Source organism: Arthrobacter pasteuri, from assembly GCF_054510955.1.
On the sequence record NZ_JBTNDO010000001.1, the window covers coordinates 1,254,743 to 1,278,660 of the forward strand.

The window sequence follows — 23,918 nt, forward strand, 5'->3', positions numbered from 1 at the left end:
TGCCCGGCCCGCGCGAGGCCCGAGTCACAAAGGGGACCGGACGGGATCCTCGCGCCTAAACTGGAGGGCATGACTTCAGTACCCGAGAGTTCCGCCCTGCCGTCCGTCGGATTCGTGGGATGGCGCGGCATGGTGGGCTCGGTCCTCATGCAGCGGCTCCAGGACGAGGGCGACTTCGCCCGCATCAACCCCGTGTTCTTCTCGACGTCGGCCGCCGGGGGCGCAGCACCCTCGTTCGCCGACGGCGCCGGTACGCTCCAGGACGCCTACGACGTCGAGACCCTCGCCAAGCTGCCGATCATCGTGACCGCCCAGGGCGGCGACTACACCTCCGAGGTCTACCCGAAGCTGCGCGATGCCGGCTGGTCGGGCCTCTGGCTCGACGCCGCATCGACCCTGCGGATGGAGCAGGACAGCATCATCGTGCTCGACCCGGTCAACCGGTCCGCCATCGACGCCGGCCTCGCGAGCGGTGTCCGCGACTTCATCGGCGGCAACTGCACGGTCTCCTGCATGCTCATGGGCCTGGGTGGGCTCTTCCGCAACGGACTCGTGGAGTGGGGCACCTCCATGACCTACCAGGCTGCCTCTGGTGGAGGCGCCCGGCACATGCGCGAGCTCCTCAACCAGTTCGGAGCGCTGCACGGCACCGTCGCCATGAACCTGGACGACCCCGCGTCGGCGATCCTCGACATCGACCGCGCCATCCTCGCGAAGCAGCGGCACCCCAGCCTCGAGGCCGGCCAGTTCGGGGTCCCCCTCGCCGGGTCGGTCATCCCCTGGATCGACAGCGACCTCGGCAACGGGCAGTCGAAGGAGGAGTGGAAGGCCGGCGCGGAGACCAACAAGATCCTCGGCACCGACACCCGCATCCCCTTCGACGGCCTGTGCGTCCGCGTGGGCGCCATGCGCTCGCACTCCCAGGCACTGACCCTCAAGCTGACCCAGGACCTGCCGGTCAGCGAGATCGAGTCCCTTCTCGCCGCGGACAACGAGTGGGTGCGCGTCATCCCCAACACGAAGGCGGACACGCTCGCCGGTCTGACGCCGGTCGCAGCCACAGGCTCGCTGGAGATCCCCGTGGGACGCGTCCGCAAGCTCGAGATGGGCCCGGACTACATCAGTGCCTTCACCGTGGGCGACCAGCTGCTGTGGGGCGCGGCCGAGCCGCTCCGCCGGATGCTGATGATCGCCACCGGCAACCTCTAGTCCTGCTGGCGGCCCGCCGGCGCGGACGCCTGATAGTTCAGGGCGGTGGCGACGTCGCGGAGCCGCACATTGCTGTCGTTGGACATCTGCTTGAGGCGCCCGAACGCCTCCTCGCTGCTGCACCGGTACCGGCCCATGAGGATGCCCTTCGCCTGGTCGATGACACCCCGGGACACGAGCGCCTCCTGCAGCTGCTCCACCTCCCGGCGGGCGGAGTGGTAGAGGCTGGAGTGCGCCATGGCGGTCGCTGCGTACTCTACGAAACGGCGTGACGTCTCGGTCGAGGTGCCGGTCCCGGTTCCCGGCGAGGTCCCCGTCGACGACTCCTGCAGGTAGCCGAGCACCTTGACGAGGTCCTCTCGATAGTCGGTGATATCATCCACCTGCTGCAGGATCGCGACCAGCGCACCGTCGTCGTCGAGCACCGGGATGTTGACGGGGCTCCAGTACCGCTCCAGGAAAGCACCCGGCCGGGCGGGGTCGGGGATGTCGTAGCGGTGGATGTGCATGCTGTCGCGCTGCCTGGTCGAGATCACGCGTTCGAGCGACTGGCGCATGGTGCGTGCGGGAGCGTCGTCGGACTGCAGCGGGTTCTCGGGGAAGACCTCGAACGCCTGACGCCCGATGAGGTCCTCCCGGGCCATGCCCGTCGCCTCCGCGAAGGCCGTGTTGACGTCCAGGATGACGAAGTCCGGGTCCATGAGGGAGTAGGCCAGGGTCGTCGCCTCGAAAGTACTCGCGCGAAGGGCTTCAGCCGCACCGACGGGGCGACACTGCGCGACGTGCTGCTGCTCGGGCATTCCGCTCCCCTGTTCCGCCATTCCGGTCCTCCTCGCCCGCAGCGATCCTCCACCGGGCCAGTGGCGTGCGATCGCACGGACATCCGATGCTATCCAGTATTCCGGACATTCCGCCGGTGCATCGCGCGGTTGCCGCGGAGCGGGAAAAGGTCGGTGCGCACCGGCAGGATGTGCGCATGGACCCCGTGAACGCAGACACCATCCTCAAGCGCTTCTTCGCGGGCAGCAGCCACGTGCGGCACCCGGAGAGCCTCCTGCGGTACGAACGGGTGCAGGGCCACCTCCGGGACTACCTGGAGCACGTCGCCGTCGCCGGCCTGGCGCCCGCGGACTGGGAGCTGCTCGAGCTGGAGCGCCAGTTCGGCACGGCGGAGCCGTACGTCCAGGTGATGGGTGCCCGTGAACTGCTGCATGCCCTGCCGGGCTTCCTCGCGGTCCCCCAGCTCCTCCCGGACTTCCACGACCGCCTCGCCCAGATCAGCGTGGCCTCCCGCCTGGCACAGTGGCTGTGCTCGCGGCGGCTCGTCCGGCAGGAGGACAGCTGGGACGACGTCGTCCTCACGCGTGCCGCCGCCGAGCAGGCCCGCCGCTCCCCTGTGCTCTAGGGGTACTGGGCCCGGCCGGCCCGATCCGGGCTGCTCAGAGCTTGCAGTTGATGAGCAGGGGCTCCGGTTCCAGCCGGATGCCGAACGCGCGTTCCACGCCGTCCCGCACGAGCCCGGCAACAGCCAGGAGGTCCGACGCCGAGGCACCTCCCCTGTTGGTGACGGCCAACGTGTGCTTGGTAGACAGCGATGCCCGCCCTCCTGCCGCTGCATGCCCATCGTCGTCGGCGAGGCCGAAGCCCTTCGAGAACCCGGCATGCTCGATCAGCCAGGCCGCACTGAGCTTCACCTGGCCGTCGGCACCGGACGGATAGCGGGGAGCCTCGTCCGGCAGGCGGTCCGCGACCTCCTGCGCGACGATCGGGTTGGTGAAGAACGATCCCGTGCTCCAGGTGTCCGGATCGGGGGCGTCGAGCACCATGCCCTTGCCCGCCCGAAGCTTCAGCACCTCGCGGCGCACGTCGTTCGCGTAGGCGCGGGCGCCCACCTCGATCCCCAGGGCCCGTGCGAGCTCCGCGTACCGGACCGGCTTGCTCTTGCGGCCCAGTCCCAGCTGAAACTCGACCGACAGCACCACGTAGCGCGGCGACCCGTCGACGGTACTGCGCTTGAGGAGTGAGTCCCGGTAGCCGAACTCCAGCTCGAAATTGGTGAAGCTCCTGATGCTGTCCGTCTCGCGGTCGTACGTCCGTACGGTGGCGATGGTCTGGGACACGTCCGTTCCGTAGGCCCCGACGTTCTGGACGGGCGTGGCCCCGGTGGAGCCGGGGATGCCCGAGAGGGCTTCGAGCCCGGAGAACGCATGCAGCACCGTGTACCGGACGAGCTCGTCCCAGTCCTGCCCTGCCTGCGCCTTGACCATGACGCCGCCGCACGTGGCGTCGTCGTCGTTCACCGTGAAGCCCGTGGAGGTGATGTGGACGACCGTCCCGTCGAAACCGTCGTCACCGATGAGGAGGTTCGAGCCCCCGCTGATGATCAGGAGCGGCTCCCCCGCGGCGTCGGCGGCACGGACCGCCTCGACGATCCCGGCTTCCGTGGACGCTGCCACGAGAGTACGCGCAGGCCCTCCCACGCGGGCCGTCGTGAGGTCGGCGAGGCGTGTGCCCGTCGCGGGGACGGTCACGGGAGTTTCACCACGGCCTGGGCCTTGACCAGGACTTTCTGTCCGGCGAACGTCACGGTGAGGTCGATGCGCGCGGTCGACCGTTCGGTGTCGATCGCACCGACGACGCCGGTCACCTCGACGACCGCGCCGGGCTCGCCGGGCAGCGCCGTCGTGTCCTCGACGATCACCGGCTTGGTGAAGCGCGTCTGGTAGTCGACGACGGCGGCCGGGTCACCGATCCAGTCGGTCACGAGTTGCACTGCCGCACCCATCGTGAACATCCCGTGCGCGATGACGCCGGGGAGCCCGACGCCCTCCGCGAAGGACTGGTTCCAGTGGATCGGGTTGAGGTCTCCTGAGGCACCGGCGTACCGCACGAGGTCCTGCCGGGTGATACCGATCGTGGTAGAGCCGATCTGCTGGCCGACCTCGAGGGAATCTGTTGACACTGCCATGGTTACTGGTCCTCTCCGCGCACGAGAAGGGATGACGTCGACGTGGCCGTCGGCTCGCCGTCGACGGTCGAGATCTCGGCGCGCGTGGTGATCATCGCTCCGCCGCCCATGGCGCGCACCTGGTCGACGTGCAGTTCGGCGACGAGTTCGTCTCCGGCGAGGATGGGGCGGTGGTGGACGAAGCGCTGGTCGGCGTGGACCACGCGGGTGAAATCGATGCCTGCGTCCGGGTCATTGATGAGCTGGGCGTCGGCGCGCTGGGCCACGATGACGGCGAACGTGGGCGGGGCGAGGAGGTCCCGGTACCCGAGCGCTGCCGCAGCATCGACGTCGTAGTGCGCCGGGTGCGTGGCCTTGACGGCCCTGGCGAAGTCGCGGATGGCCTCGCGTCCCACGGAGTAGGTGTCTCCCGCGGGATAGCTGCGTCCCTGCAGGTCTGGGTCGATGGTCATGGATCCTCCGGTGGAAGCGTCGGGCGTTGCTGGTAGTCCTGCTGCGGAATCTGGGGCCGGTCGGCGCTCCGGTCAGTGCGTGTCCGTCCTGCGGCGCCGGACGTCGCGTGAGCGGACGACCATGCCTGCGAGATGGCACACCATGCCGACCACGATGACCGGGACGCCCGTGAAGACGAGACCGGACCGGTCCGTCGCGGCACCGACCACGGCGATGAGGATGCCGATCGCCGTGGTCACCAGTGCCGAGACCACCAGCCTTCGGTACAGGTCCGAGCCGGTCTCCCAGGGCGTATTCAGCATGATCCGATTCTACGGCCGTCAGGGCCGATGCTCAGAAAAGGGCCTCCTGGACGGCGGGGACCGGCGTGCTGAAGTGGCCGAAGCGCAGCCGCCTGCCCTTGAGCTGGGCGAGGTCTGCCACGAACACCAGGTCCGCTCCGTCGATCGAGACGAGGGCAGACGGGCCGATCAGCTCCCGGATGGTGAACCCGTGCCGCCCGCTCCCGAGGGGCTGCGGGTACGGCTGCAGTCCGCTGAGGCCGAGGACGGCGGACCATGACGGCGGCGGATCGAACTCCTCGTACACCACCTCGAAGCCGTCGATCCCGATGCCGCCCTCGAGCAGCCCCCGGGCTGCCAGTGCGAAGCCGTCATTGATGGATTCGAGTCGCGCGAAGGGCAGCGGCGCGCAGAGGGATGCCGCCTTGGCCCCGGACCTCACGGCCTGCTGCAGCCCGACGGTCCGGGTCACCTCGTCCTCGAGGATCCTGACGATCCTCCCGTCGGCGGCATGGGCGACGAACTGCGCGACGACGGCGCCCTGTTCCACGAGACGCGCCCGCTTCCGCGGATCCGACGCGGTGCCGACCTTGCTCGAACCATCCGCGAACGTCGCGACGTACAGCCAGTGGGGCTGGTCGAGGTAGCGTTTGAGCCCGGCCGGAGCGATGCCGGAGCGATGGATGTCGTGCATGAAACGGACGTCGTCCTGGGCGAAGCACCGGCCGCACTGGTAGCCGCGCTCGGCCGGCGCCTGGTCCGCGCAGTGCACCCGGGTCCGGTCGTCGCGCCCGTGGACGCGCTGGAACCCCAGGCAGAACCTACCCTCCAGGACCTCGAAGGCCAGCTTCCTCCCCGGGAGGTCGAGATCCCACGTCCCGTCGTCGTGCGCCCCGCCCTCGGGGACCGGTGCCCCGGACGCGCCTGCCGGGGGCACGGGATACAGCGACAGGACGGGCTCCGAGGCATGCCAGGCCACACCGCTGCAGAGGTAGGCCGGGTTCGTTCCTCCAGCCTGGATAGGCGGAGTCGCGGTGAGGTCCTGCGAGAACCCGGCCACCTCAGGCGAGCACCTTGCTGAGGTCGTAGGCCGCGGGGATGTCGAGCTGCTCGAAGGTGCAGGAGCGCGCCTCGCGGTCGGGCCTCCAGCGTTCGAACTGCACCGTGTGGCGGAAGCGGTCTCCCTCCATCTGGTCGTACCGCACCTCGACGACCCGCCGGGGCTGCAGCCGGATGTAGGACACGTCCTTCGCGGAGGCGAAGCGGTTGCGGTCGGTCGCGCCGAGTTCGACCTCGCCGCCGGCGTCACGCATCACGTCGGGCTCCAGGTCGTCCACGAGCTCGAGGCGCCGCTTGTCGGAGAAGGCCGAGATGCCGCCCACGTTCCGCAGCTCGCCGTCGTCGTCGTACAGACCGAGCAGCAGCGAGCCGACACCCTTGCCGGACTTGTGCACCCGGTACCCGAGCACCACGACGTCCGCGCTGCGGTGGTGCTTGACCTTGAGCATGAGCCGCTTGTTCGGTCCGTACGCCGCCGCGAGGGGCTTCGCCACGACGCCGTCCAGCCCGGCCCCCTCGAACTCGACGAGCCAGCGCCGCGCGAGCTCGACGTCGTGCGTGACCTGCGACAGGTGGACCGGCGCGGAGAAGGACTCCCCGATCCCCTGGAGTGCCGTCCGCCGCTCGCGGAAGGGGACGTCCGTCAGGTCGTCGTCGTCGATGCCGAGGAGGTCGAAGGCGATGAACGACGACGGCGTCTGCGCCGCCAAAAGGCGCACCCTGCTCTCCGCCGGGTGGATGCGCTGGGACAGGGCCTCCCAGTCCAGCCTCTCCGCACCGTGCTCGCCCTGCCGCACCACGATCTCGCCGTCGACGACGCAGCGCCCGGGGAGGTTCTCGAGCAGCGCGTCGACGAGTTCGGGGAAGTACCGGGTGAGCATCTTCGAGCCGCGGCTGCCGATCTCGCAGGTGCCGTCCTCGATCCTCACGATCGCCCGGAAGCCGTCCCATTTCGGCTCGTAGAGCAGTCCGCCCGGAACACTGTCCGGCTCGGGGACGGCGTCCACGGCCTTCGCCAGCATCGGCTGGACGGGGAACGGCTGGCCCGTCATGCCATGACCCCGCCTCGGTGCGGGTCTTGGACTTTCGTGCCTGGGGCGTCGTCTCCGGACATGCTGCTCTCCCGTGGGTAGGGCATGGGCTGTCCGCTGTGACAGCGGGCATTATTAACAAACGGTTAACGAACGGCATCATACTGCGCTAGAAATGTCTGATGAAGCTGAAAGCCCCGGCACCGGCGCGGGTCCTCCCCGGGTTCTTCCGCGTCCCCTTCGCCGTGGCGGCCTCCGTCACCGTCTTCACGGTGGGAACGGCCGTGGCTTTCGACCTGCCGCTGCGTGACCCGGACGGTTTCCTGGGTCCCAGCTACATCCGCCTGCCCTTTCTCCTGGCCGCGATGATCCTGGTCGACGTCGCCTCGCGGACGCTGCTCAAGCGGCCCTCCTCGCGGAACTTCCTCGGCCTGGCTGCTGCCGAGTTCCGCCGTCGATGGTCCGGACCACGACTGGTGGCCAGCTCGGTGGGAATCCTCACCTTCTACCTCGCATACGTCTCGTACCGCAACATGAAGAGCTTCCTGCCCTTCATCCGTGACCGGGTGATGGATCCCCTTCTCCAGCAGAGCGATCGATGGTTCACCGGTGGCAGCCATCCCGGGGATGTACTCCAGGATGCTCTCGGAACAGGACTGAGCGCCCACGTCCTGTCCGCCGTGTATGTGTCCTACCTCTATCTCGTCCCGCTGTCCGTTGCCGCTGCCCTCGCCTGCTCCAAGCAACTGTCCCGCGGGGCCTGGTACGTCAGCGCGCTGTCCTTCAACTGGATCCTCGGCGCGGCAAGCTATTACGCGCTGCCCTCCCTGGGACCGATCTTCGTCGAGCGGATCCACTACACGGACCTGCCCCACACCGCCGTGACGGACCTTCATGAATCCCTGTACCGGAGTCGGCTGCGGGTTCTCTCCGATCCCCATGCCACGGACTCCATGCACGGCATCGCGGCCTTCGCTTCCCTTCACGTGTCGGTGGTCTTCACTGCCGCCCTGATCGCGCACCTGGTCCGTCTGCCGCTGGTCCTCCGGGTCGTCCTCTGGATCTACGTCCTGCTCACCGCCCTCGCCACCGTCTACTTCGGGTGGCACTACCTCGTCGACGTCGTGGCCGGTGCCGCCATCGGCGCACTCGCGACCTGGCTGGCAGGACTCGCCACATCCGGGTCGGCACACGCTGAACAGCAGGTGGAGCGGCAGTCACTGACGATCGGCCTGCGTGCCTGAAGCACCTGCTGGATCGTCTTTGCCTGGCGAGCCATTCCCGGATCTTCGGCGTGCATGTCCGGAGCACATCCTTGGCACACGCCCTCGTGGGCCCGATGATGGGTTCGCAGGTGGCGCCACATCCGGGGGCGCCGCAGACCGGGAAGGGGTACGCCGTGCGGGTCGAGTACACGCAGGAATTCTGGGACGACCGCTACCGGCAGCGCCCGAGGATCTGGAGCGGCAGGCCCAACCGACAGCTCGTGGCCGTGGCGGAGCATCTGCCGCCGGGTAAGGCACTCGACGTCGGTTGCGGGGAAGGAGCGGACGCCGCCTGGCTCGCCTCCCGCGGCTGGCATGTCCTGGGTATCGACGTGTCCGACGTCGCACTCTCCCGCGCCCGCGCCCACGCGGAAGACCTCGATACCTCCGTCGCGGAACGCCTCGAGTTCCGGCAGGTGGACCTGCTGGCCTCGCCGGAGCTCCCCGATGGCCTGGACCTCGTCTCCACCCAGTTCCTGCACCTTCCCGAACCGGAGCGCTCACGCATCTTCGGCGCGCTGGCGTCCCTCGTCGGCGTCGGGGGGACGCTGCTGATCGTCGGTCACGATCCCTCGGACCTCCGCACCGGGATTCCGCGGCCGCCCCAGCCCGAACTCTTCTACACGCCGCAGGAAATCGCAGCCCTGCTCGACGACGCCTGGGACATCCGGACCTGCGAGTCCCGCCCGCGTACCGAGCGCACGGGGGACGGCTCTGACGTCACCGTCCACGATGCGGTGCTCCAGGCGGTACGGATCCGCTGAGGCATCCGCAAGGGCCCGGAGGGAGCAGGCGGGGCATGTTCTCCCTCCGGACTCATCGGTAGCCTCGACAGATGCAGTGGATCAGCGACAGGTACGTCAATTTCGCCAGCATCATCGATGATGCGACGCTGGCGCAGAACCGGATGACGAGCTCGATGCCGTTCGTGTACCCGCACTTCGCCTCCATGCCGGACGCCCACCTCGGCCTGGGATGCGCCGTCGGCTCGGTCCTGCCGACCCTCGGGGCGATCATCCCCGCAGCGGTCGGCGTCGACATCGGCTGCGGGATGGTCGCGGTGCGCACCGACTACTCCGCCCGCGACATCGCACGCCTTGATCGCCGTGTCCTGCGCGAGGCGATCGAACGGGCCGTCCCCCTCTCGGCCGGCAACAACAACAAGCGGGTGAGCGCCTCGGCCGAGCCCCGCATCGACTCCCTCGAACGCGACGCGCGCTCGGCCGGCTTCGACCCGTCCAGCTACGTGAAGGCATGGCGCCTGCAGCTCGGCACGCTCGGTTCGGGCAACCACTTCATCGAGGTGTCCCTCGATGAAGTGGACGACGTGTGGCTCTTCCTGCACTCCGGGTCACGGGGCATCGGGAACCGCATCGCGCAGCGGCATATCACGGCAGCCCAGGACTACTGCGCTGCCCGGTCGATCTCCCTGCCGCACCGGGACCTCGCGCACCTCGAGGAGGGCACGCCGGAATTCGATCGCTACATCGGCGAACTGATGTGGGCGCAGAAATTCGCGCTGCTCAACCGCGAGGAGATGATGGACCGCGTGGTCCGCCAGTTCACCTCCTGGGTCGGCAAACCGGTGGAGGAGCGCGAACGCATCAACTGCCACCACAACTACACCCAACGGGAGACGCACTACGGCAAGGATGTGTGGCTGTCCCGCAAGGGAGCCATCGCCGCCGACGCCGGGCGTCCCGGGCTGATCCCCGGTTCGATGGGCACGCGGTCCTACGTGGTCACGGGCAGGGGCAACCGGGAGGCGATGGATTCGGCCCCGCACGGGGCTGGACGCGAGTACTCCCGCAACGCTGCCCGCCGGACGTTCACACAGGACCAGCTCCGTGCCGCCATGCGGGGCATCGAATTCCGGGACACCCCGGCGTTCCTCGACGAGATCCCCGCAGCCTATAAGGACATCGATGCCGTCATGCAGGATGCGAAGGACCTGGTGGAGATCCGCCACACGCTGCGCCAGATCATCAATGTGAAGGGCGACTGAGGCTGGCTGCATCCCGGCCCTACGCACCGGTAACGGGAGTGGCGGCGGTTAGGCTGGCGCCATGTCCATCCCGACCGTTCCGCCGACGTCGGACCCGATCCTCGTGGAGCTCGCGTCCGACGCTCCGCAGTGGTGGGAGATCGTCGGCGCCCTCGCTCCGGTCGCGGTGCTCATCGCGGCGGTCCTGGCGGCCGGAACGGCCTTCGCGACCCTCCAGCAGCGCGCGACGGCGGACCGGGCCGCCCTGGAGCAGAAGAGGCGCGCCGACGACCGCGCCGAATGGTGGCGCAGGACGCAGTGGGCGATCGACGCCGCGACCTCCCTCGACCCGATCCGCCAGGAAGCAGGAGTGGAGGCACTCCTCCAGCTCTCGTACAGCGACCTGGCCACCGAGGAGGACCGCCTGATCCTCGATGCGATCTGGGTGAACAACCCGGTGGCCAATCCGGAGGACCCCGATGCTGGACTGGCCGACGGCGGTGCCGGACAATGAGACGAGGATGAGGACAAGGAGAGCAGCGATGACCGATACAGCACGCGTGCGACAAGCCCCGTCCGGGCAGGCGGGCTACCGGCGGCCCGCCGATACCCCGAGGGTGACAGCGGCGAAGGCACGTCTTCGGGTCGCACTCGACCAGCAACTGGGCCGCAAGACCCCGCAATCCGTCAAGGATGCAGCAGAAGGCAAGCGGTAGCCCTCCTCCAGCCCTTGGGATCGAGGCATCAGATCGAAGCATCAGGATGAAGCCCGGCAGGCACGACTGCCGGGCTTCGTCGTTTCCGGCATCCGGAAAACGAAAAAGGCCCCGGAACCGTAGTTCCGGGGCCTTGTCCGTAGCGGTGGTGGGACTCGATCCCACGACCTCACGATTATGAGTCGTGCGCTCTAACCAGCTGAGCTACACCGCCCTAAATGAGGCTGCCCGCACCGATCGGATGATCGTCACGGGCCCCTCATTTACGAGCCCCCCACCGGAATCGATCCGGTGACCTCGTTCTTACCAAGAACGCGCTCTACCACTGAGCTAGGGGGGCAACAGCAAGAAACTTTACCAGTTCCGAGCCGCTGGTGCGAAATCGACAACCGCCCCATGAGGGACGGACCCCGGATTCCGCATCGGACCCGTGCAGTGCACGGGTCCGACGGGGTTTCGCCTAGCTAGTTCCTACCACTGCTCGGACTGCGCGGTGGAGCGTCCTGTTCCGGCTCCGGCGCCCTTCGCGTGGCGGGGCTTGCGGTTGGCGTCGCCCGAAAATCGGGTGTCGCCGTCACGCTTCGGGAAGTCCTTCTTGAAGGGCTTCTTGAACTCGCCCGCACCGCGGTTGCCCGCGGGCTTGCGTCCCTTGTCGAGCTCGAGGTGGATGAGCTCGCCGCCGATGCGCGTCCTGGAGAGCGCGCGCAGCTGGTCGGTCGTCAGGTCCGCGGGCAGCTCCACCAGGCTGTGGTCCGCACGGATGTCGATGCCGCCGATCTGCGAGGAGGACAGGCCACCCTCGTTGGCGATGGCGCCGACGATCGAGCCCGGCATCACGCGCTGGCGACGTCCCACCGCGATGCGGTAGGTGGCGTTGCCCTCGGTGAGCGTGCGCGTCGGGCCGCGGGAGCCGAAGGCATCCTTGCGTCCCTCGGCACGCTCGCGCTGTCCGGCGGGAGCGACGGGGATGTCCTGCACGAGGATCGGCTGGCCGCCCTGCGCCATGACGGCAAGGGCTGCAGCGATCTCGTTAGCGGGCACGTCGTGCTCACGCTCGTAGGTGGCGATCAGGTCGCGGAACAGCGCGACCTCCTTGCCGGCCAGCGTCTGCGTGATCTTGTCCGCGAACTTGCTGAGGCGCAGCTCGTTGATCTTCTCGGTGGAGGGCAGCTGCATCTGCTCGACGGGCTGGCGCGTGGCCTTCTCGATCGAACGGAGCAGGTACTTCTCACGCGGGGTGATGAAGAGGATCGCGTCACCGGAACGGCCTGCACGGCCGGTACGGCCGATGCGGTGCACGTAGGACTCGGTGTCGTTCGGGATGTCGTAGTTCACGACGAGCGAGATGCGCTCCACGTCGAGACCGCGGGCTGCAACGTCCGTGGCGACGAGGATGTCGATCTTGCCTTCGCGCAGCGCCTCGACCGTGCGCTCGCGCTGCTGCTGGGGAATGTCTCCGTTGATGGCTGCGGCTGTGAAGCCCCGTGAACGCAACTTGTCCGCCAGGTCTTCGGTGGCCGCCTTGGTACGGACGAAGGCGATGATGCCGTCGTAGTCCTCGACCTCAAGGATGCGGGTCATCGCGTCGAGCTTGTGCGGGCCCATGACCTGCAGGTAGCGCTGACGCGTGTTGGTGCCGGTCGTCGTCTTGCCCTTGACCGAGATCTCGGCCGGATCGTTCAGGTACTTCTTGGCGATACGGCGGATGGCCGGGGGCATGGTCGCGGAGAACAGTGCAACCTGCTTCTCCGCCGGCGTGGAGGCGAGGATCTTCTCGACATCCTCGGCGAAGCCCATGCGCAGCATCTCGTCAGCCTCGTCGAGCACGACGTACTCGAGGTTCGAGAGGTCCAGTGAACCCTTCTCGATGTGGTCGATGACGCGGCCGGGGGTACCGACGACGACCTGCGCTCCGCGGCGGAGCCCGTTGAGCTGGGGGCCGTAGGGCGATCCGCCGTAGACGGGGAGGACGGTGAAGCCCTCCATGTGCTTGGCGTAGGACGTGAACGCGTCGGCTACCTGCAGCGCGAGCTCGCGGGTCGGTGCTAGCACCAGGACCTGCGTGTTCTTGCTGGGTCCGCCGTTGACGTCGGCCAGTTCCGCCATCTTGGACAGCGCGGGCACGGCGAACGCAGCGGTCTTGCCGGTGCCGGTCTGCGCCAGCCCGACGACGTCGCGGCCTTCGAGCAGCGCGGGGATGGTCGCTGCCTGGATGGGTGAGGGCTTCTCGTAGCCGAGGTCGGTCAGCGCCGCGAGGATGCGGCCGTCGAGGTTCAGCTCGGTGAAGCGGATATCCACGCCGTCGTCGTCGGACTCTGCTGCGGGAACCGCTGCGGTGGTCTCGGTGACGAGGGTGGTATCGGTGATCTGCTCGGACAGGTTTTCAGGCACGGAAGAATTCCTTCAGGTAGGTGCCGGACGGCCTGACAGGAAGGAGCCTGCAGTGCCGAATGAACATGGAAATCCGGCACTGTTTCAATCCCGAGGCCGAACTTCCTCGTCACACCGTGGTCTCTGCTCTCTCAGCAGTGATGTGTGACTTTTCTTCTAGCCGGCGCTCCCTGATGAATCTGCTCGCGAGTCTGTGCTCCGAGCCCCAACACAACCTATCCGGCCCTAAGGGGCGGAAATAAAGGGAATACCGGTGTGGGGGATATATCCAGTCTACTGCACGACGGGGTCGATCGGTTCCATCCCGGGTCCTCCGGGAGGTGACCTTCGGCACGTCAGGCCGGCAAGGCGGCTCTCAGTGCCCTCAGCGCGGCCTTGCGGACCTGCGGGGTGAGCGTGAGGTGCCCTGCGGCCGCGGCGTCGAGCAGCCTCTGCGCCCGCGGCTCGTCGAGGCCCGCGTGGACCTGCGCCGCGGTGACGCCGTGGTCGGGGACGCTGGCCACCCGGATGGTGTCGCCGGCGACGATACTGCCCTTCGTCACGACGCTCAGGTAGGTGCCCACGCGGTTCGCCTCCGCGAAGCGCTTCACCCAGGACTTCTCGCCGAGGTACCGGGCGAAGTTCACGCAGGGCGTCCGGGGCATGGTCACTTCGAGCACCACCTGCTCCCCCACGCGCCAGCGCTCGCCGATGACGGCGGAGGAGGCGTCGATGCCCGCCACGCGGAGGTTCTCACCGAACAGGCCCGGCGTCACCTCGCGACCCAGCTGCTGCGACCAGAAGTCGGCGTCGTCCTGCGCGTAGGCGTAGAGGGCCTTCGTGGGTCCGCCATGGTGCTTGCGGCTCGCCTGGACGTCGCCGGTCAGGCCCAGCGGATGCACGTTCACCGGCCCGTCGACCGCCCGTTTGTCGATCGCGGTGACACCGGTCGAGTCCCGCGTGGGAAGGAGCTCGTGCACGCGACAGATGGCGAGGAGGGTGCCGGTGGTCATGGCGACCATCCTAGGGGCACCTCGCCGGCCTCCCCGTCACGGCTCGAACCGGTAGCCCATGCCACTCTCGGTCACGAAGTAGCGGGGAGCACCCGGATCGGGTTCGAGCTTCTTCCGCAGTTGCGCCAGGTACACCCGGAGGTACTGGACGTCCTTCGCATACGCCGGGCCCCAGACGTCGAGGAGGAGCTGCTGCTGCGAGACGAGCCGGCCCGGATGCGCGATCAGGCGGTCCACGATCTTCCACTCCGTGGGCGTGAGCCGGATGTCCCTGCCGTCCTTCAGCACACGGCGGGCTCCGGCGTCGAGCGTGAAGTCGGGTGTCTCGATGACCGGCGCGTCGGCGTCCGCCGCCGCACGCCGGCTGGCCGCGCGGAGACGTGCGAGCAGTTCGTCGAGGCCGAACGGCTTCGTCACGTAGTCGTCGGCGCCTGCGTCGAGGGCCTCGACCTTGTCCCGCGAGCCGTGCCGGGCAGACAGCACGATGATGTGCACCTGCGACCAGCCGCGGATCCGACGGATGACATCCACTCCGTCGATGTCCGGCAGCCCGAGGTCCAGCACGATGATGTCCGGGTGGTGTTCGGACGCGGCCGCGAGTGCCGTCTCGCCGTCGACCGCCGTCACGCACTGGTACCCGTGGGCGCGGAGGTTGATCTCCAGGGCGCGGAGGAGCTGCGGTTCGTCGTCGACGACGAGCACCCGCGTCACAGCTCCACGATCCCCGTCGAGATGGGCAGGCGGACGACGAGCGTCAGGCCGCCGCCGGGGGTCTGCTCGGCGTCGAGCACGCCGCCCATGACCTCCGTGAATCCCTTGGCCACCGCCAGCCCGAGCCCGACGCCGGCCCCCGACGGAGCGTCGTCGAGCCGCTGGAACGGGCGGAACATGGCGTCGACGTCGTCCCGGGACACACCGTGTCCGTGGTCGATGACGCGCAGCTCGCTGGCCGGGAAACCGTGGATCAGGGCCTTCCCGGTACCACCCACGGATGCGGTGACCTCGACCGGAGAATTGGGCGCGTACTTCACCGCGTTCTCCACGATGTTCGCGACCACGCGCTCCAGCAGCCCGGAGTCCCCCTCGATGGCGGGCAGGTTCGGCGGGATGTGCACGCGGACACGGTCCTCGGGCACGTTGGCGAGGGCAGGCCCGACGACGTCGATCCACCTCAGTGGCCGGACGTGCGCGTCCACCGCGTCTCCGGTGATACGCGACATGTCCAGCAGGTTGTTGACGAGCGCGTCCAGCCTGTCCGAGTAGTCCTCGATGGTCTCCAGCAGTTCGTCCTCGTCCTCCTGGGAGAACGTCACGTCGGATTGCCGGAGGCTGCTGACGGCGAGCTTGATCCCGGCGAGGGGCGTCCGCAGGTCGTGCGACACCGAGCGCAGGATCGCCGTGCGCATGACGTTGCCCTCGACGAGCCTCTGGTTGGTGCGTGTGCTCGCGAGGAGTTCCTGCCGCTGCAGCATCGAGCGGAGCTGACCGGCGAATGCCGTCAGCAGTCCGCGCTCGCGCGCCGAGAGGTGGTGCCCGTAGAGCGCGAGGATGAAATCGCCGTCGACCGCCTCGACCGTGGTCGCGGCGTCAATCGTCCAGCGGTCCGCGTCGCTTGTCTGCGGGGCGGCAGCCGTTCCGGCCCCTGTCCTGGCGCCCGCAGTGGTTGCCGCAGCGGTTGCCGCAGTGGTTGCCACCGCCCCTCCGGGGACGACTCCCGAGAGGGCAGGGCCGGGCACCGGTGGGCGCACGGCCAGGGCCTTGCGCTCCATCCTTCCAGCGCCCGGCGCCCCGTCCTGCGTGGCCTTGCCCTGCACATCGCCGCCCCGCGTGCCGCCCGCGTGGTCGTCGGACCCGTCGCCGGCCTTCTGCCCCGAGGAGCTGACGAGCCCGAACAGTGCCACGGCATCGACGTCGAACTGGGTCTGGACGTGGCGCAGGAAGCCCTGGAGCGTGTCCTCCTCGGCCAGTGCGCCACGCGCGAGTTCTCCGAGCAGGGCGGCCTCCTGCTGCGCCAGGGCCGCTTCCCGGGACCGGCGCGCCGACAGCCCGACGACGAGCGACACCGTTACCGCGACGGCGATGAAGATCAGCACTGTGATGACGTTCTCGGCATCCGAGATCTCGAGGGAACCGAAGGGCTCCGTCGAGGTGTAGTTCAGGATGATGCTGCTCCACAGGGCGCCGAGCAGCGCGGGCCAGAGGCCGCCGATCAGGGCGACGGCGATGACCCCGGCGAGCTGGAAGAGGACGTCGACCGCGAGGAGCGAAGTGCCGACCGTGAAGACGGCCGTCTCGAGCAGCGGTGGCAGGACCAGCGCGACGGCGCAGCCCGCGGCGAACCGCGGGCGGCTGACCGGAGCCGCGAGGGTGCGCCGCGCCGCGGTGACCATCAGCGGTTGCCGCGGAAGGCGCCGTCGTCGAGCCGGCCGTGCAGGGCGCCGGACGGGCGGCCCCTGCCCGTGCTGCCGCCTGCCGTGGCCTGCTCCCCGACCTGTGGACGCACTGCGCGGTGCGAGTGCATCGCTGGCTCCGGGCGTACCGCCCGCAGCGTCCGCGACAGGAGGACCCAGAACACGGTGACGGCGAGCGCGCAGAACACGCCGGCGCTGGAGGCCATGAGCCAGCCGTTCACCAGCTGGGAATCGAGGTCGTCCGCACCCAACGCCACACCGATCGTCTTGGGCGAGTAGATGAAGACCAGGAGGGTGAGCACGAAGAGTACGGCCGCCGTCGTGCGGTGTGCGCGCAGTTCCCTGGGGAGCCCGGCGGCCTGGCCTGCGAGGACCGCCAGGACCACGACGATCCAGACCCAGTGGTGCGACCACGAGATCGGTGAGATGAGCAGCATGAGCAGCGACGTCATGGCGATCGGCAGGAACCGGTCCGCGCGCCGTCGGGCCTCGCGGATGATGTAGGCGGTCGCGGCCACGAGCAGCAGTGAGATGAGCAGCCACGGAATGGTGGAGGGGAAGTCGGGGCCCAGGAAGTGGAGGATGGCACCGCGGATGGAAAGGTTGTCCACATAGCCCTCGCCGCCGATCCGGCCGGTGTCCCGCAGCATCTGCAGCCAGTATGTCGCAGACTCGGCCGGCAGCAGGAGGAAACCGAGCGCGATGGTCCCGAAGAAGCCGGCTGCCATGGTGAACAGCTGCTTCCACTCGCCGCGCACGAGGAAGTACAGGCCGAAGACCAGCGGCGTCAGCTTGATGCCGGCCGCGATGCCCGTGAGCAGTCCGGTGGGCATCCGGCGGTGCGGTCCCGAGAGGAGGTCGGCGGCGATCATCGCGAAGAGCAGGATGTTGACCTGCGAGAAGGCCATGGTCTCGCGCCACGGGCCGAGGAGGCAGACGAGCCCGGTTCCGGCGATCGCCAGCGGTAGTGCCGTGGGGTGCATCACCACGTCCCGTACGGTGCGGAAACCGCCGAGGTACCGCGTGACCAGCAGGGACGTCGCGGCTGCGATGAGGATCGACAGCCACACGAAGAGCATGGCGCCGGTCTCTGCGCTGACGAGCGTGAGCACCGTGAAGGCCAGCGCCGCGAACGGCGGATACGTGAAGAGGAGCGACCCCTCGCCCTCGCCGAAGGAGCGCGTGTACAGCGAGCCGTCACCGTCGACCACGGACTGCCCGCCCATGCGGTACACCCGGAAATCGAGGCCGATGACGTCGGCCCAGGCGAACGCCCAGGCCACCAGGGCCCAGGCCACTGCCACTGCGGCGACAAGGCCCAGCGCGCGGACTCCTGCCGCGGTACTGCGCTGGCTCATGCTTTCCTTCCGATGGACAGGGTGCGGTCACCGGTCCCGGCGACCCGGAGAACGGCTCATCCAGTGTAGGCACGGCTCCAGGGGAGGCACCCGCGTGCGGATATGGTGGAAATCACCCCGACCCCTGCGAAAGGCCGACCCATGTCCTCCCCCAGCGGCACCACCCCGCCCGCTCCCGCCACAGCCATCACCAACGCCCACGTCGTCCCGATCGACGGTGAGCCCTTCGACGGCACGGTCGTCGTCGAGGACGGGCGCATCACGGCGCTCGGTCCCGCCGTTCCCGTGCCCGAGGGCGCCACCGTCATCGACGCGGCAGGAAAGTGGCTGCTCCCCGGGTTCGTGGACGCCCATGTGCACCTGGGCACGCACGAAGAGGGCGAGGGTACAGCCGGGGACGACACCAATGAGATGACCGAGCCGAACACGGCCGGCGTCCGGGCGATCGACGCCATCAACCCCTACGACCCCGGGTTCGACGACGCGCTCGCGGGCGGGGTCACCACCGTGAACGTCAACCCCGGCTCCGGCAATCCGATCGGCGGGCTCGCCGTCGCCCTCCACACGCACGGGCGCTACCTCGAGGAGATGGTGCTGCGCTCCCCCAGCGGACTGAAGTCGGCACTGGGCGAGAACCCGAAGCGCGTCTACGGCGGCAAGGGCAAGATGCCGTCGACCCGCCTCGGCACCGCACTCGTCATCCGCGAGGCGTTCATGAAGGCCCAGAACTACATGGGCAAGGCCGACGAGAACGCGCGCGACCCGCACCTCGAGGCCCTGGCCATGGTGCTGCGGCGCGAGATCCCCTGGCGCCAGCACGCGCACCGCGCCGACGACATCGCGACAGCCCTCCGCATCGCCGACGAGTTCGGGTACGACCTCGTCCTCGACCACGGCACCGAGGCGCACCTGCTCGGCGACGTCCTCGCGGAACGCGGAACCCCCGTCCTGATCGGCCCCCTGTTCACCACGAAGTCCAAGGTGGAGCTGCGCGGCCGCTCCATCGCCAACCCCGGCAAGCTCGCGAGGGCCGGCGTCGAGATCTCGATCATCACCGACCACCCCGTCATCCCGATCAACTTCCTGGTGCACCAGGCTACCCTGGCGATCAAGGAGGGCCTCGACCGGGAGACCGCGCTGCGCTCCATCACCATCAACCCCGCGAAGGTCCTCGGCCTGGCGGACCGCCTCGGCTCGCTGGCCGTCGGGAAGGACGCGGACCTGGTGCTCTGGAGCGGCGATCCGCTCGATGTGATGCAGCGCGCCCTGCAGGTGTGGATCGGCGGCACCGAGGTCTACTCCTACGACACCGAGACGCGCAGCGGCACCGTCGCTCCCCGGGGCTAGGAAGCCTTCCCGATGAGTCCGCGCAAGGATCCCCTGCCGCCCCGGCCGTTCCCGCTGCGGGCCGCGATCGTCCTGTGGCTCGTGATCGCGGTGCTGCTGCTCATCGCGGCGGGAACGTTCATCACCTCGGCCGCGGTGCAGGACCTCGACCGCGCAGGGTTCATCGGGCTCGGCACGCTCCTCGGGGCACTCGCCATCCTGCAGTTGCTCCTCCTGCTCCCGCTGCGCCGGGGCAGAAGGAGCGCCCGGGAGCTGCTGAGCACCATCGGCATCATCGCGGGAGTGCCCGTCGTCGTCCGCGGAACGCCGGGCCTGTCCCTGATCGCCGTCGGGATGCTGGTCGCGGTGCTGCTCCTGTGGCTGCCGCAGAGCAGCGCCTTCTTCCAGCAGACCCAGCCGAAGGAGAGGAAGCGCTTCCGGCTGCCGGGGTCGCGCTAGCCGCTCTGCTGGGTCCGGGCACCCGGCGCGGCGGCACAGACCCGGGGCGGCGCACCACCGGGTCCAGGCACCCGGCGCGGCGGCGACCCAGCTCCGGACACACGGAAGGCCCCTCCCACCGGAGGGGCCTTCCGCAGAGGACAGCCGGCGCAGCGAGAGCTAGCGCAGGGAGGAGATGGCCTGCTCGAGGTCGCCGATCAGGTCCTCGATGTCCTCGATGCCGACGGACAGCCGGATCAGGTTCTCGGGAACCGCGAGCTCCGTGCCCTTGACCGACGCGTGCGTCATGTCGGAGGGGTAGTTCATCAGCGACTCGATGCCGCCGAGGGACTCCGCGAGGATGAAGACGTGCGTCGACTCCGCCACCTTCTTGGCCGCCTCCGCCCCGCCCTTGAAGGTCACGGAGATCATGCCGCCGAAGTCCTTCATCTGCGCTGCGGCGAGGTCGTGGCCCGGGTGCTCGGGCAGCCCGGGGTAGTACACGCGCTCCACCTCGTCCTGCTCCAGCAGCCAGCGCGCGATCGCCGTGGCGTTCGACGAGTGACGGTCCATGCGGACCCCGAGGGTCTTGAGTCCGCGCGTGGTGAGCCAGGCCTCCATGGGGGCGGACACGGCTCCGACGGCGAACTGCACGAAACCGATCTTCTCGGCGAGCTCGTCGTCGTTCACGACGACGGCCCCGCCGCTGGCGTCCGAGTGCCCGCCGATGTACTTGGTCGTCGAGTGCACGACGACGTCGGCACCGAACGTCAGCGGCTGCTGCAGGTACGGCGACGCGAACGTGTTGTCCACGACGAGCAGGGCGCCGGCGTCGTGCGCGAGCTGGGCGGTCGCGGCGATGTCGGTGATCTTCATCATGGGGTTCGACGGCGTCTCGACCCACACCATCTTCGTGTTGTTCGCCGCGATGGCCGCCTGGACCGCAGCGGTGTCCGCCATGTCCACGGCGGTGTTGGTGATGCCCCACTGGGACAGGACGCGGTCGATCAGTCGGTAGGTTCCACCGTAGGCGTCGTTCCCGAGGACGATGTGGTCGCCCGGGCGGAGCGCGGCCCGGATGAGCGCGTCTTCGGCGGCGAGGCCGGACGAGAAGCTGAAGGCGCGCTTGCCGCCCTCGAGCGCCGCGATCTGGGTCTGCAGCGCATCCCGGGTGGGGTTGGTGCCGCGCCCGTACTCGTACCCGTTGCGCAGCTTGCCGATGCCGTCCTGCGCGAAGGTGGTGGTCTGGTAGAGGGGCGGGATCACCGCTCCGGTCGTGGGGTCGGGGGTCTGACCTGCGTGGACGGCTCGGGTGTTGAAGCCCTGGTCGTTCGAGTGCGTCACGATGCTCCTGGAATTCGGATCGGGTTGTTACTTGCTCACATATGTCAGCAAGTCATGGCGCGTAAGAATTCCCACCGGGGACCCGACGAACGTCACCATCAGCGTGTCGCTGTCCTGGAGCCGCTCGCGCGCCGTGCCGATGGATTCGAGCGACCCGATCAGGGGCAGCTTCCCGTCCATGTGCTGCGAGATCTTGTCGGTGAGCTTCGCCTCGCCGTGGAAGATCTTCGCCGTCAGGGAACGCTCGTCGACCGAGCCCAGCACCTCGCCCATCTTCACGGGCGGCTCCTGGGACAGCACCGGGATGCTGGAGACGCCGTACTCGTCCATGATCGAGATGACGTCGCGGACCGTCTCGGAGGGGTGCGTGTGGACGAGGTCCGGCAGGGAGCCGCTCTTGGCCCGCAGCACGTCGCCGACGCTCGCGTCCTCGCCGCTGTCCATGAAGCCGTAGGACCTCATCCAGTCGTCGTTGAAGATCTTGCCGAGGTAGCCGCGGCCGCCGTCGGGCAGGAGGACCACGACGACGTCGTCGGCCGTCAGGTCCTTCGCGACGCGGAGGGCGGCGACGACGGCCATGCCGCAGGACCCGCCGACCAGCAGGCCCTCCTCGCGGGCGAGCCGGCGGGTCATCTCGAAGCTTTCGGCATCGGTGACGGCGTGGATCTCGTCGGGGATGGACGGGTCGTAGGAGTCCGGCCACATGTCCTCGCCGACGCCCTCCACGAAGTAGGGGCGCCCGGTGCCGCCCGAGTAGATCGAGCCCTCCGGGTCGGCGCCGACGATGCGCACGGGGCCGCCCTCCCGGTCCGCGGAGATCTCCTTCAGGTACCGCCCCGTGCCCGTGATGGTGCCGCCCGTGCCGACGCCCGTGACGAAGTGCGTGAGCTTGCCGTCGGTGTCGTTCCAGATCTCGGGGCCGGTGGTCTCGTAGTGGCTCAGTGGCCCGTTCTGGTTCGAGAACTGGTCCGGCTTGTAGGCGCCGGGGATCTCGCGGACCAGGCGGTCGGAGACGCCGTAGTAGGACTGCGGGCTGTCGGGGGCGACGGCGGTCGGCGTGACGACGACCTCCGCGCCGTAGGCCTTGAGGACGTTGCGCTTGTCCTCGCCCACCTTGTCGGGCACCACGAACACGCACTTGTAGCCGCGCTGCTGGGCGACGAGGGCGAGCCCGACACCGGTGTTGCCGGAGGTCGGTTCGACGATGGTGCCGCCGGGCTTGATCTTGCCCTCGGCCTCCGCGGCGTCGATGATCTTCGCCGCGATGCGGTCCTTCACCGACCCGCCGGGGTTGAGGTATTCGACCTTCGCGAGGACGGTGGCTGCGATGCCGTCGGTGACGGAGTTGAGCTTGACGAGCGGGGTGTTGCCGATCAGGTCAACAATGGAATTGGCGTACTTCATGCCTACAACGCTACCGGCTGGTGCCCCGACCTCCATGCCGCCGTTACGCCGCAGGACGTCCTCGCGCGGACGAGGGTCGCAGCGCAGCACTCCCGGGCGTCCGTGCCATACTGTCCGGCGGAACGGAGACCGCCCTTGAACCTTCGCAGTGCATCCCGCGCGATCCTGCCGGTCCTCGCGGCGCTCTGCGTCGGAACCGGCGGGCTGCCCGGTTCGGACCTTGCGGAACTGTGGGCGCGCATCTGGCCGATCCTGCTCTTCGTGGCGGCCATGACGGTGGCCACCGACCTCCTCTTCGCTGCCGGGGTCTTCGAGAAGATCATCGCGGCCTCGGCCCGCGCGGCCGGTGGCCGGACCCTGGTCCTGTGGCTCGTGACGGTCCTCCTCGCCGTGGCCTGCACGGTGTTCTTCTCGCTGGACACGACGGCCGTGCTGCTCACTCCGCTCGTGGTGCTCCTCGCCCGCAGGGCCGGACTGCCGCCATTGCCGTTCGCAGTGACGATCGTCTGGCTCGCCAATACCGCGTCGCTGTTCCTGCCGGTATCCAACCTGACCAACCTGCTGGTCCAGGAAGGGCTGCAGCTCAGTCCGGTGCAGTTCGCGGGCCTCGTGGTCGGCCCTGCGCTGGTCGGGGTCGTCGTACCTGCGCCGTCCTGCTGCTGATCTTCCGCCGGCAGCTCTCGGGACGGTTCTCCCTCGCCCCTGCCCGCCCCGCCGAGGATCGCGTGCTGCTGCGCTGCGGGTACGCGGTCCTCGCACTCCTCCTGCCGGCCCTGGTCAGCGGGCTACCGGTCGCACTGAGCGCGACCCTCGCCGCAGTGATCCTGGCCGTCCTCTTCGCGGTCCGTCGGCCCGGCACGTTGACGGTGAAGATGCTCCCCGTCGCTCCGCTCGTCCTCGCACTCAGCCTCTTCGTTCTCGTCACCGCCGCGCACGCACAGGGCCTCGACACCTTCATCGCCCCCGCGGCAGGTACCGGCGAGGACTTCCCGGACCTGCTGCGGCTGGCCGCCGTAGGAGCGGCCGGAGCGAACGCCGTCAACAACCTGCCCGCATATCTCGCCCTCGAGCCGTCCGCCGCCTCCCCGATACGCCTCGCCACCCTGCTCGTCGGGGTGAACCTCGGGCCCCTCGTCACTCCCTGGGGCTCCCTTGCGACACTCCTGTGGGCCGAGCGGCTGCGATCTCTGGGCCTGTCCATCCGCTGGGTGCCCTTCGGCCTCGCCGGGTTGCTGGTGACGGCGCTGACGCTGCCGTCCGCCGTCCTCGTGCTCTCCTGGGGCTGATG

At 69.0% G+C, this 23,918-nt stretch carries 25 protein-coding genes and 2 tRNA genes; 11 read left to right on the forward strand and 16 right to left on the reverse strand.

The annotated features are described in order from the left end of the window. The first annotated feature begins 69 nt into the window (after positions 1 to 69). Positions 70 to 1,209, forward strand: coding sequence for an aspartate-semialdehyde dehydrogenase (asd, locus tag ACX80H_RS05850; protein ID WP_459311712.1), 1,140 nt, complete (start codon positions 70 to 72; stop codon positions 1,207 to 1,209). On the opposite strand, the gene ACX80H_RS05855 is transcribed toward asd, so the two are convergent. Further along, a complete protein-coding gene (locus ACX80H_RS05855; RefSeq protein WP_459311713.1) occupies positions 1,206 to 2,009 on the reverse strand; it encodes an ANTAR domain-containing protein in 804 nt (267 codons plus the stop codon). The two genes, asd and ACX80H_RS05855, sit on opposite strands and share 4 nt — an antisense overlap. Positions 2,010 to 2,185: 176 nt before the next feature. Between ACX80H_RS05855 and ACX80H_RS05860 the strand changes: the two genes are divergently transcribed. After that, complete coding sequence (locus ACX80H_RS05860; protein WP_459311714.1) at positions 2,186 to 2,614, forward strand: hypothetical protein; 429 nt, start codon at positions 2,186 to 2,188, stop codon at positions 2,612 to 2,614. 34 nt (positions 2,615 to 2,648) lie between these two features. On the opposite strand, the gene ACX80H_RS05865 is transcribed toward ACX80H_RS05860, so the two are convergent. From ACX80H_RS05865 to ACX80H_RS05890, 6 genes are all read right to left on the reverse strand, one after another. Continuing rightward, on the reverse strand, positions 2,649 to 3,740 hold the full coding sequence (locus ACX80H_RS05865) for a UDP-N-acetylmuramate dehydrogenase (RefSeq protein ID WP_459311715.1): 1,092 nt from the start codon (positions 3,738 to 3,740) through the stop codon (positions 2,649 to 2,651). Then, on the reverse strand, positions 3,737 to 4,177 hold the full coding sequence (locus ACX80H_RS05870) for a MaoC family dehydratase (RefSeq protein WP_459311716.1): 441 nt from the start codon (positions 4,175 to 4,177) through the stop codon (positions 3,737 to 3,739). The genes ACX80H_RS05865 and ACX80H_RS05870 overlap by 4 nt, the downstream gene beginning before the upstream one ends. A 2-nt stretch (positions 4,178 to 4,179) precedes the next feature. Further along, positions 4,180 to 4,629, reverse strand: a complete 450-nt coding sequence (locus ACX80H_RS05875; protein ID WP_459311717.1) for an FAS1-like dehydratase domain-containing protein — start codon at positions 4,627 to 4,629, stop codon at positions 4,180 to 4,182. A gap of 72 nt (positions 4,630 to 4,701) precedes the next feature. Further along, complete coding sequence (locus ACX80H_RS05880) at positions 4,702 to 4,932, reverse strand: hypothetical protein (protein WP_459311719.1); 231 nt, start codon at positions 4,930 to 4,932, stop codon at positions 4,702 to 4,704. A gap of 31 nt (positions 4,933 to 4,963) precedes the next feature. Continuing rightward, on the reverse strand, positions 4,964 to 5,971 hold the full coding sequence (locus ACX80H_RS05885; RefSeq protein WP_459311721.1) for a DUF2797 domain-containing protein: 1,008 nt from the start codon (positions 5,969 to 5,971) through the stop codon (positions 4,964 to 4,966). A 1-nt stretch (position 5,972) separates the two neighbouring features. After that, the gene (locus ACX80H_RS05890; RefSeq protein ID WP_459311722.1) at positions 5,973 to 7,022 is read right to left on the reverse strand and encodes an ATP-dependent DNA ligase; all 1,050 of its coding nucleotides are present in this window, start codon (positions 7,020 to 7,022) and stop codon (positions 5,973 to 5,975) included. Between the two features lie 161 nt (positions 7,023 to 7,183). On the opposite strand from ACX80H_RS05890, the gene ACX80H_RS05895 reads away from it, so the two are divergent. The 5 genes from ACX80H_RS05895 (at position 7,184) to ACX80H_RS05915 (ending at position 10,966) form a co-directional block, all read left to right on the forward strand. Beyond that, on the forward strand, positions 7,184 to 8,245 hold the full coding sequence (locus tag ACX80H_RS05895) for a phosphatase PAP2 family protein (RefSeq protein WP_459311723.1): 1,062 nt from the start codon (positions 7,184 to 7,186) through the stop codon (positions 8,243 to 8,245). Positions 8,246 to 8,355: 110 nt separating this feature from the next. Then, positions 8,356 to 9,030 carry a class I SAM-dependent methyltransferase gene (locus ACX80H_RS05900; protein ID WP_459311724.1) on the forward strand — a complete coding sequence of 225 codons (675 nt, stop codon included), beginning with the start codon at positions 8,356 to 8,358 and terminating at the stop codon, positions 9,028 to 9,030. 71 nt (positions 9,031 to 9,101) lie between these two features. Beyond that, a complete protein-coding gene (locus ACX80H_RS05905) occupies positions 9,102 to 10,271 on the forward strand; it encodes an RtcB family protein (RefSeq protein ID WP_459311726.1) in 1,170 nt (389 codons plus the stop codon). 61 nt (positions 10,272 to 10,332) lie between these two features. Next, on the forward strand, positions 10,333 to 10,764 hold the full coding sequence (locus ACX80H_RS05910; RefSeq protein WP_459311727.1) for a hypothetical protein: 432 nt from the start codon (positions 10,333 to 10,335) through the stop codon (positions 10,762 to 10,764). Between the two features lie 28 nt (positions 10,765 to 10,792). Next, positions 10,793 to 10,966: a hypothetical protein gene (locus ACX80H_RS05915; RefSeq protein ID WP_459311728.1), complete on the forward strand. Its 174-nt coding sequence runs from the start codon at positions 10,793 to 10,795 to the stop codon at positions 10,964 to 10,966. A 140-nt stretch (positions 10,967 to 11,106) separates the two neighbouring features. Here the strand turns inward: ACX80H_RS05915 and ACX80H_RS05920 are convergent. From ACX80H_RS05920 to ACX80H_RS05950, 7 genes are all read right to left on the reverse strand, one after another. Continuing rightward, a tRNA-Met gene (locus ACX80H_RS05920) sits at positions 11,107 to 11,180 on the reverse strand. 54 nt (positions 11,181 to 11,234) lie between these two features. Continuing rightward, positions 11,235 to 11,306 (reverse strand) — tRNA-Thr (locus tag ACX80H_RS05925). Between the two features lie 131 nt (positions 11,307 to 11,437). Beyond that, positions 11,438 to 13,357 carry a DEAD/DEAH box helicase gene (locus tag ACX80H_RS05930; RefSeq protein ID WP_459311730.1) on the reverse strand — a complete coding sequence of 640 codons (1,920 nt, stop codon included), beginning with the start codon at positions 13,355 to 13,357 and terminating at the stop codon, positions 11,438 to 11,440. A gap of 335 nt (positions 13,358 to 13,692) precedes the next feature. Then, the gene (locus tag ACX80H_RS05935; protein ID WP_459311731.1) at positions 13,693 to 14,349 is read right to left on the reverse strand and encodes an MOSC domain-containing protein; all 657 of its coding nucleotides are present in this window, start codon (positions 14,347 to 14,349) and stop codon (positions 13,693 to 13,695) included. A 36-nt stretch (positions 14,350 to 14,385) separates the two neighbouring features. Further along, a complete protein-coding gene (locus ACX80H_RS05940) occupies positions 14,386 to 15,060 on the reverse strand; it encodes a response regulator (protein ID WP_459311732.1) in 675 nt (224 codons plus the stop codon). After that, a complete protein-coding gene (locus ACX80H_RS05945) occupies positions 15,057 to 16,739 on the reverse strand; it encodes a sensor histidine kinase (RefSeq protein WP_459311733.1) in 1,683 nt (560 codons plus the stop codon). Before ACX80H_RS05945 ends, ACX80H_RS05940 begins: the two co-directional genes overlap by 4 nt. After that, on the reverse strand, positions 16,739 to 18,118 hold the full coding sequence (locus tag ACX80H_RS05950; RefSeq protein WP_459311734.1) for a glycosyltransferase 87 family protein: 1,380 nt from the start codon (positions 18,116 to 18,118) through the stop codon (positions 16,739 to 16,741). Before ACX80H_RS05950 ends, ACX80H_RS05945 begins: the two co-directional genes overlap by 1 nt. Positions 18,119 to 18,259: 141 nt before the next feature. On the opposite strand from ACX80H_RS05950, the gene ACX80H_RS05955 reads away from it, so the two are divergent. Together ACX80H_RS05955 and ACX80H_RS05960 are read left to right on the forward strand one after the other, a co-directional pair. Beyond that, positions 18,260 to 19,465, forward strand: a complete 1,206-nt coding sequence (locus ACX80H_RS05955) for an amidohydrolase (protein WP_459311735.1) — start codon at positions 18,260 to 18,262, stop codon at positions 19,463 to 19,465. 12 nt (positions 19,466 to 19,477) lie between these two features. Further along, a complete protein-coding gene (locus ACX80H_RS05960) occupies positions 19,478 to 19,903 on the forward strand; it encodes a hypothetical protein (protein WP_459311737.1) in 426 nt (141 codons plus the stop codon). 159 nt (positions 19,904 to 20,062) lie between these two features. Here the strand turns inward: ACX80H_RS05960 and ACX80H_RS05965 are convergent, their stop codons facing one another. Next, the gene (locus ACX80H_RS05965) at positions 20,063 to 21,226 is read right to left on the reverse strand and encodes a cystathionine gamma-synthase (protein ID WP_459311739.1); all 1,164 of its coding nucleotides are present in this window, start codon (positions 21,224 to 21,226) and stop codon (positions 20,063 to 20,065) included. Between the two features lie 27 nt (positions 21,227 to 21,253). Then, the gene (locus ACX80H_RS05970; RefSeq protein WP_459311741.1) at positions 21,254 to 22,630 is read right to left on the reverse strand and encodes a cystathionine beta-synthase; all 1,377 of its coding nucleotides are present in this window, start codon (positions 22,628 to 22,630) and stop codon (positions 21,254 to 21,256) included. 135 nt (positions 22,631 to 22,765) lie between these two features. Here ACX80H_RS05970 and ACX80H_RS05975 point away from each other — a divergent pair, with 135 nt between their 5' ends. Together ACX80H_RS05975 and ACX80H_RS05980 are read left to right on the forward strand one after the other, a co-directional pair. After that, a complete protein-coding gene (locus ACX80H_RS05975) occupies positions 22,766 to 23,293 on the forward strand; it encodes an SLC13 family permease (RefSeq protein WP_459311743.1) in 528 nt (175 codons plus the stop codon). After that, on the forward strand, positions 23,293 to 23,916 hold the full coding sequence (locus tag ACX80H_RS05980; protein ID WP_459313372.1) for an ArsB/NhaD family transporter: 624 nt from the start codon (positions 23,293 to 23,295) through the stop codon (positions 23,914 to 23,916). Before ACX80H_RS05975 ends, ACX80H_RS05980 begins: the two co-directional genes overlap by 1 nt. Positions 23,917 to 23,918 lie beyond the last annotated feature (2 nt).

Excerpts from the sequence above, each read along its gene's own strand:
- ACX80H_RS05935 (WP_459311731.1), bottom strand. The coding sequence starts at position 14,349 with ATGACCACCGGCACCCTCCTCGCCATCTGTCGCGTGCACGAGCTCCTT.
- ACX80H_RS05860 (WP_459311714.1), top strand. The coding sequence starts at position 2,186 with ATGGACCCCGTGAACGCAGACACCATCCTCAAGCGCTTCTTCGCGGGC.
- ACX80H_RS05905 (WP_459311726.1), top strand. The coding sequence starts at position 9,102 with ATGCAGTGGATCAGCGACAGGTACGTCAATTTCGCCAGCATCATCGAT.
- ACX80H_RS05950 (WP_459311734.1), bottom strand. The coding sequence starts at position 18,118 with ATGAGCCAGCGCAGTACCGCGGCAGGAGTCCGCGCGCTGGGCCTTGTC.
- ACX80H_RS05895 (WP_459311723.1), top strand. The coding sequence starts at position 7,184 with ATGAAGCTGAAAGCCCCGGCACCGGCGCGGGTCCTCCCCGGGTTCTTC.
- ACX80H_RS05955 (WP_459311735.1), top strand. The coding sequence starts at position 18,260 with ATGTCCTCCCCCAGCGGCACCACCCCGCCCGCTCCCGCCACAGCCATC.
- ACX80H_RS05910 (WP_459311727.1), top strand. The coding sequence starts at position 10,333 with ATGTCCATCCCGACCGTTCCGCCGACGTCGGACCCGATCCTCGTGGAG.
- ACX80H_RS05915 (WP_459311728.1), top strand. The coding sequence starts at position 10,793 with ATGACCGATACAGCACGCGTGCGACAAGCCCCGTCCGGGCAGGCGGGC.
- ACX80H_RS05870 (WP_459311716.1), bottom strand. The coding sequence starts at position 4,177 with ATGGCAGTGTCAACAGATTCCCTCGAGGTCGGCCAGCAGATCGGCTCT.
- ACX80H_RS05945 (WP_459311733.1), bottom strand. The coding sequence starts at position 16,739 with ATGGTCACCGCGGCGCGGCGCACCCTCGCGGCTCCGGTCAGCCGCCCG.
- ACX80H_RS05890 (WP_459311722.1), bottom strand. The coding sequence starts at position 7,022 with ATGACGGGCCAGCCGTTCCCCGTCCAGCCGATGCTGGCGAAGGCCGTG.
- ACX80H_RS05960 (WP_459311737.1), top strand. The coding sequence starts at position 19,478 with ATGAGTCCGCGCAAGGATCCCCTGCCGCCCCGGCCGTTCCCGCTGCGG.
- asd (WP_459311712.1), top strand. The coding sequence starts at position 70 with ATGACTTCAGTACCCGAGAGTTCCGCCCTGCCGTCCGTCGGATTCGTG.
- ACX80H_RS05970 (WP_459311741.1), bottom strand. The coding sequence starts at position 22,630 with ATGAAGTACGCCAATTCCATTGTTGACCTGATCGGCAACACCCCGCTC.
- ACX80H_RS05875 (WP_459311717.1), bottom strand. The coding sequence starts at position 4,629 with ATGACCATCGACCCAGACCTGCAGGGACGCAGCTATCCCGCGGGAGAC.
- ACX80H_RS05880 (WP_459311719.1), bottom strand. The coding sequence starts at position 4,932 with ATGCTGAATACGCCCTGGGAGACCGGCTCGGACCTGTACCGAAGGCTG.
- ACX80H_RS05855 (WP_459311713.1), bottom strand. The coding sequence starts at position 2,009 with ATGCCCGAGCAGCAGCACGTCGCGCAGTGTCGCCCCGTCGGTGCGGCT.